At 39.4% G+C, this 6,685-nt stretch carries 9 protein-coding genes and 1 rRNA gene; 9 read left to right on the forward strand and 1 reads right to left on the reverse strand.

All coding sequences use genetic code 11. The annotated features are described in order from the left end of the window. Positions 1-59 precede the first annotated feature (59 nt). The 7 genes from PQ511_RS16110 (at position 60) to perR (ending at position 4,776) form a co-directional block, all read left to right on the forward strand. Complete coding sequence (locus PQ511_RS16110) at positions 60-866, forward strand: DUF4397 domain-containing protein (RefSeq protein ID WP_273852927.1); 807 nt, start codon at positions 60-62, stop codon at positions 864-866. Positions 867-890: 24 nt separating this feature from the next. Further along, a complete protein-coding gene (locus PQ511_RS16115; protein ID WP_273852928.1) occupies positions 891-1,529 on the forward strand; it encodes a class F sortase in 639 nt (212 codons plus the stop codon). 52 nt (positions 1,530-1,581) lie between these two features. Beyond that, positions 1,582-2,013, forward strand: coding sequence for an ion channel (locus tag PQ511_RS16120; protein ID WP_273852929.1), 432 nt, complete (start codon positions 1,582-1,584; stop codon positions 2,011-2,013). A gap of 53 nt (positions 2,014-2,066) precedes the next feature. Next, positions 2,067-2,537, forward strand: coding sequence for a thioredoxin-dependent thiol peroxidase (gene bcp / locus PQ511_RS16125; protein WP_273852930.1), 471 nt, complete (start codon positions 2,067-2,069; stop codon positions 2,535-2,537). Between the two features lie 188 nt (positions 2,538-2,725). Next, entirely contained in the window at positions 2,726-3,676 is a 951-nt protein-coding gene (locus tag PQ511_RS16130) for a D-2-hydroxyacid dehydrogenase (protein WP_273852931.1), read from the forward strand. 2 nt (positions 3,677-3,678) lie between these two features. Next, complete coding sequence (locus PQ511_RS16135) at positions 3,679-4,233, forward strand: cob(I)yrinic acid a,c-diamide adenosyltransferase (protein ID WP_273852932.1); 555 nt, start codon at positions 3,679-3,681, stop codon at positions 4,231-4,233. A gap of 108 nt (positions 4,234-4,341) precedes the next feature. Then, positions 4,342-4,776, forward strand: a complete 435-nt coding sequence (perR, locus tag PQ511_RS16140) for a peroxide-responsive transcriptional repressor PerR (protein WP_098446337.1) — start codon at positions 4,342-4,344, stop codon at positions 4,774-4,776. Positions 4,777-4,816: 40 nt separating this feature from the next. Here the strand turns inward: perR and PQ511_RS16145 are convergent, their stop codons facing one another. Continuing rightward, complete coding sequence (locus PQ511_RS16145) at positions 4,817-5,182, reverse strand: YgzB family protein (protein WP_273852933.1); 366 nt, start codon at positions 5,180-5,182, stop codon at positions 4,817-4,819. 265 nt (positions 5,183-5,447) lie between these two features. Here PQ511_RS16145 and PQ511_RS16150 point away from each other — a divergent pair, with 265 nt between their 5' ends. Both PQ511_RS16150 and PQ511_RS16155 read left to right on the forward strand, forming a co-directional pair. After that, positions 5,448-6,317 carry a nucleotidyltransferase-like protein gene (locus tag PQ511_RS16150; RefSeq protein WP_273852934.1) on the forward strand — a complete coding sequence of 290 codons (870 nt, stop codon included), beginning with the start codon at positions 5,448-5,450 and terminating at the stop codon, positions 6,315-6,317. Positions 6,318-6,584: 267 nt separating this feature from the next. Continuing rightward, positions 6,585-6,685, forward strand: a 16S ribosomal RNA gene (locus PQ511_RS16155); the annotation flags it as partial.

The raw sequence follows: 6,685 nt of genomic DNA on the forward strand, positions 1-6,685 counted from the left end.
ACAAGTGAACAAAGGTTATACAAAAGTATAACAAAAATTCAATAAGGGGAGTGGATGGAATGCTTAGGAAGTTTATGGCAGCTGCGGTTGCAATGGTTATGATGTTTGGAATTATTGGAGGAACAGCGTTTGCGGATAATCACGAAGCGATGGTACGTGTGATCCATGCTTCTCCAGATGCACCTGCAGTTGATGTGTATGTGGATGGTGAGGCAGTAGTCGAAGGTGCTGAATATAAGCAGGCAACAGATTACATGGCACTTCCAGCCGGAGATCATGAAATTGAAGTATTCCCAGCTGGAGAGAACGGAGAAGGGGATCCAGTTATCAGTCAGTCCGTGACACTTGAAGAAGGAATGAAGTATTCTGCTGCAGCTGTCGGTAAACTTGATAGCATTTCGCTTTGGGCACTGAATGATGATATGGAAGCTTCTGAAGGTAAAGCAAAAGTAAGAGTGGTACATGCTTCTCCAGATGCACCTAATGTAGATATAGCGGTTAAAGATGGAGATGTTCTTTTCTCCGATGTTGCATTCAAATCGTCGTCTGATTATGCAGAAGTTGATCCAATGACAGTAGATCTAGAAGTTCGACCAGCAGGTTCTGAAGATGTTGTTCTTGAAATTCCTGGCGTTGAGTTGAAAGAAGGATATGTTTATTCGGTATATGCGATCGGTCTTGTAGAAGGTGAACCAACACTTGAAGCATGGCCAATGGTTGATGCAACGAATATGCCTTCAGAAATGCCACAAACTGGTATGGGTGGTACAGCGGATCAGTCGAACACAATTGCATGGGCATTACTTGGTGGAGCCATTCTAGTAGCAGGAACTGGCATCTATCTTCGTAAGAAACAAACAGCTTAAATCAAAGTAGGAGGAGGAGCACATATGCCGTGTAAAAAGCTTTTAGTAAGTATGTTACTTTTAGGAGCAGTGGCAGGCTGCTCCTCTTCTTCTAATCAATCAGATGATATGAAAGAAAGTATACCTAATACTGAAGACACACAACTGATTTCTGCTCCAGACTTAACAGTATCTTCTTCATTTAAGAGTAAAGAATCCGTTGAACCTGCTATTGCAGGGATCATTCCAGCTCAATTATCTATTCCAGCTATTCATGTAGATGCACAAGTGGAGCATGTTGGCCAATTACCAGATGGGCAAATGGACGTACCAAAGGATGATCGTAACGTTGGGTGGTATCAGCCTGGAGCGAAACCTGGTGAAAGAGGAAATGCGGTTCTTGCCGGTCACGTTGATAACAAAACTGGACCATCGGTATTCTTTCGCCTTGGTGATTTAAAAGCTGGAGATCTCGTTACAGTTACGGATGAACATGGATTAGCGTATGATTTCGAAGTGGATGCTGTTGAGTCTTATCCTAGAAATAAAGCGCCACTCGAGAAAGTATTTGGAACAAGATCTAAACCAGGTCTTAATTTAATTACTTGTACAGGGTCATTTAATCGAGATGCAGGAACCCACGAGGAACGGATGGTTGTCTACACGACACTCGTATCAAAATAGTTCGTCCTAAAATGAACAAACGCCTCATAAACCTATTATGAGGTGTTTTCTAATGCTCTTATTGATTACTTGTGCCATTGTTTTTGCTTTTATTAGTGTAGGGAGAAGTATGGTTGCTCTTATGAAAAGAACGAGAGTGCCTGGAAGTCTTCTTTCTGTTTATAAAATGTTTCTTCTATTCCTTGTTTACTTAACGATGATTATTGCTTTTGGAAGTATGTATTTAAGTCTCATTATTCTTGATGTTCCTGTTCTGCAAGAAGGACAAGTGGATTTGGCTAATATGTCGTTAACTCCTCTTTCAAGAGTGCAGTCTGTACTATATTTCAGTGCAGTCACACTTCTATCGGTTGGTTATGGGGATCTTACGCCAATTGGAATAGGGAGATGGATTGCGATCATTGAAGCCTTAATTGGTTATTTAATGCCGGCTGCGTTTTTTGTCACTACAATTGTTGATTATCGCGAAAGTACAAAGTTGTAAGTTCGTCTGAATTTCGTTACGCTTACCTTAAGATGATCAAAGGAGGCGTAACAATGAGTGTTGAAATTGGCGAAAAAGCTCCTGATTTTAAATTAGAAGCAAGCACAGGAGAAACTGTATCTCTTTCCGACTACAAAGGAAAAAATGTTGTGCTTTATTTCTATCCTAAAGATATGACCCCTGGATGTACGACGGAGGCATGTGATTTTCGTGATCACATTGAAGGATTTGAAGAACTGGATACGGTCATTTTGGGAGTAAGTCCTGATCCCGTGGAAAAACATAAAAAATTCATTGATAAGTATGATCTTCCGTTTCTTTTACTTGCAGATGAGGATCATTCTGCGGCAGAGGCATATGATGTATGGCAGTTGAAGAAAAATTTCGGGAAAGAATATATGGGCATTGTACGTTCCACATTTGTTATTGATAAAGAAGGAAATCTTGTCAAAGAGTGGCGCAAAGTCCGTGTGAAGGATCATGTGGAGTCCGCATTAAGCTATATTAAAGAAAACTTATCTTAAACGTTTGTCTACAGGGCACTTGGCTATACTCCTTAGATTTTTGTACATAGAGTATAGTAGATCATATCTTCAGTTGAGGGCGCTTCCGGCGCTCTTTTTTATTACCATAAAGAGCTTTTATTTAAATGAAGCAGCTTATTCAGCTATACTCTAATTAGATTAGAGTAACTCATGAAAGGGTTGAAAAGATGAAGGTACTATCTACTGGTAAACTTAGAACTGGAATTAAAGATCGCTTAACAGAAAACTATCCAGAGCTCACATTTCAGTTCTTTTCATCAATGGAAGAAGCAGAACCGTATCTTTCCGAAGCTGAAGTTCTTCTTACATATGGGGAAGATTTGAACGATGATCATATTCAGAGAGCTTCCCAGTTAAAATGGATTATGGTCCTTTCAGCAGGGCTCGAACGTATGCCGTTACAAGCGATTAAAGAAAGAGGGATCCTTCTTACAAATGCGAGAGGAATTCACCGCATTCCTATGGCGGAGTACACCATCTCCGTTATGCTTCAAGTTGCAAGGGACACGAAGCAAGTACTCGCAAATGAAGCGTCGAAAGTATGGAAGAAAAAAACGCCGATACGTGAAATCACTGGGAGCACTATCGGAATAATTGGAACCGGCGCAATTGGAAGTGAGATTGCAAGAGTAGTGAAAGCCTTTCGGATAAAAACGCTAGGGGTCAATCGATCAGGACGTGATGTAAAGCATTTTGATGAAATTTATAAAAAAGATGACCTTCTATCCATGCTCCCGAAATGTGACTACGTGATTAGCGTACTACCTAGTACGAGCGAAACGGTTAATTATTTTAAAAAGGAACACTTTTCGGCCATGAAACAATCAAGCGTATTTATTAACATTGGCAGAGGAGATACTGTAAAAGAACAGGATCTTCTGAATGCATTACATGAGAATCAAATTGCTCACGCTGTGTTGGATGTATTTAAAAACGAACCATTGAATTCGTCTCACCCATTTTGGGGGATGGACAATGTAACGGTTACGCCACACCATTCAGCGATCTCTGACAACTATCAACCTAGAGCAATCGCGATTTTTGAGGATAACTTAGTTCACTATCAAAATAAAACGAATGATTTTAAGAATGTTATTGATCCGGATAGGGGGTATTAATAGTGAAAATTTATACGAAGACAGGTGATAAAGGAGAAACCTCTCTCATTTATGGGCAAAGGGTAGCTAAAAGCGATCTTCGAGTAGAGGCATATGGAACGTGTGATGAAGCGAACTCTCAGATTGGACTTGCATTGAGTTATGTCGGTGCATCTCACTTTGAAGGCAAAGAGCAGTGGCAGACGATTTTTCATAAAATACAAACATGGCTCTTTCATGTTGGGGCAGAGCTTGCAACTCCGAAAGGAAAAAAAGTAGGATGGACAATTGAGGAAACGCATATTAATGAAATGGAAATGCAAATAGACGCCTGGGAGCAGCAACTTGATCCTTTGCGTAACTTTATTTTACCAGGGGGTCACTCAGCGGGGGCTTGTTTGCATGTTGCTCGTACGGTTGTGAGACGTGCTGAACGTCTCACAACGATGGTTGAGGAAGTAAATCCACTTGTTCTCTCTTTTTTAAATCGTCTATCTGATTTCTTATTTGTTGCGGCGCGTTATATTAACTATCACATGGGGGAAAATGAGTCAGTTCTTCACGAGGAACAAAAGTAACAAACCCCTTGTAGGCTTGCAGTTATTGACAAAACCCGTACTTACCATGTACACTAATTATAAACATTACAAAGTAATAATGCTTGTTGAAAGCGAGGTGCATGACGAATGGCTGAAGAAAAACTGCATGAAGCAATTGATGCAATGAAAAATTCAGGAGTGCGTATTACCCCGCAGCGTCATGCCATTCTGGAGCATTTAATCCAGTCCATGTCACATCCTACAGCAGATGAAATATATAAGTCTCTTGAAGGAAAATTTCCTAATATGAGTGTAGCAACTGTTTATAATAACCTAAGAGTATTTAAGGAAATTGGACTGGTAAAGGAATTAACGTACGGAGATGCTTCCAGCCGATTTGATTGTGTTACTACAGATCATTATCATATTATTTGTGATGATTGTGGTAAGATTGTAGACTTTCATTATCCGGGATTGGACGAAGTAGAAACGCTTGCGGAACAGGTAACAGGCTTCCGAGTCGGCGATCATAGAATGGAGATTTACGGGAAGTGTCCAGATTGCCAAAAAAGCAAACATTAATTTGAAAAAGCTTCCGCCACTTATATGACGGAAGCTTTTTTTATTGCGTTCTTTTTTGAGCTCTTTTTACATTATATTTTTCGTTGAATTCTTTCCCGTCCAAGTTAGGGTCCATTGTTAACGGCTGTTTGCAATGCATACAAGCATCTACACGTCCGAGAACTTTCGTTGGTTTTTCACAATTTGGACAGACTACCTGTATCGCTCTTGTCGAAAGCATGCCAATCCAAAAATAGACAACGGCACTTGCGATTGTTGCTAGAAATCCAATGAGCATAAAGATGGTCATAAGCAAGACAGATGTCTTGAAGAATATTCCTATATACATAATCGCAATTCCAATAAATACGAGACTTAGTGCGAACGTACGAATTTTATTAATCTTATTAGTATACTTTAATTGCATTGCATGTCCCTCCTGGACCTCATTATAGCACAAGCAATGTTTGTAAGCACTTTCCTTATAAGGGAAAGTCAATTAAAAAAATGACTCCTAATTTCGTTTCTTATCCATGCAGAACTCGATATCTTAGTGAAAGTTAGTGAAAGTTCAAATTCAGGGATTGCTTAATTTTCGACAGGATTTATAATATGGTCTGTTGAATACTTAAGATAATAAGCAATAGAAAAAAGATCTAGTAAAAGTATAAGTACTTCTGGAGGACCGAATAATGGAAAATCTTTTAAGGCCGATTTATCAAGAGAGAGCAAGTCACCCTGGAACTCTCGGTGTACTGGTTATTGAAAAAACGAAGCCATTTCATCCGCTTACAGATAATTTTGATGTTGTACTATTGATTATCGTCCAAAATAATGAAAAGCCGTGGTTCGTGAAGCATTATGATTTTGAAGGAAAGAAAGCAGCGATGCACGTCGTTTCAGAAGAACAAGTTAACGAATGGTTGTTATTAGGTAGCCACCGTCGCCTTGTGGCTTGGCTTGTTAATGGGAAAATTATATTTGATCGTAACGAATATATTGCTGGCTTAAAAGAGAGGATTAGAGATTTTCCTTATGAAGAACGCTCTAGGAAAATTGGCGTTGAGTTCGCAAGGTTAATTCGTCGCTATACTGAAGGAAAAGAGTTGTTTGCTTCAAGGCAATACATGGATGCCTATAATTTTATTCTTCACGCTTTGCATCACCTTGCTCGTTTATCTGTTATTGAGCATGGATTCCATCCAGAGATTACAGTTTGGAATCAGGTGAAACATATAGAACCTGAAATCTTCAAGCTTTATACTGAGCTTTTATCTGGAGAAGACCCACTTGATAAACGCTTAGAATTATTGCTTCTTGCTAATGACTTCTCATTATCATCAAAATCAAAAAATGCGACTGTTCATATTAGAAAAGTTATGAATGAACGTAATACTGCATGGACGTATCAGGAATTAATGGAAGAAGAACAGCTTAAAGAATATGGTATAGATCTTGGTGCACTGTTAGAATATATGATCGAAAAAGGTCTAGTTGAAGTGCATAGAAGCGAAACAAAAGGGTCTGGGATCTTTATTAGAGAATACAGCGCAATCGAATGAATGTCATAAGCGGAGAAAAAATATCAAAAAGGGGTTGACTCTGTTTTTTCTCCGTGGTATATTATTACTTGTCGCCGCGAGAGATTGCGACGCCAACGAAAAAACTTTTAAAAAGTTGTTGACGCTGAACGAGTTAATGTGGTACATTAATAAAGTCGCTGAAAACGACATTGAAAGAAACAAATTGCTCTTTGAAAACTGAACGAAACGCCATGTAAGTAGTTGTTTCTACGGAAACAAAATGTTTTAAAAGCTAGATTAAGCTTTCTATCGGAGAGTTTGATCCTGGCTCAGGACGAACGCTGGCGGCGTGCCTAATACATGCAAGTCGAGCGAAGAGATGGGAGCTTGCTCCCTGATCTTAGCGG

It is taken from the genome of Guptibacillus spartinae, from assembly GCF_028610625.1.
Classification (GTDB): Bacteria; Bacillota; Bacilli; order Bacillales; family Guptibacillaceae; genus Guptibacillus; species Guptibacillus spartinae.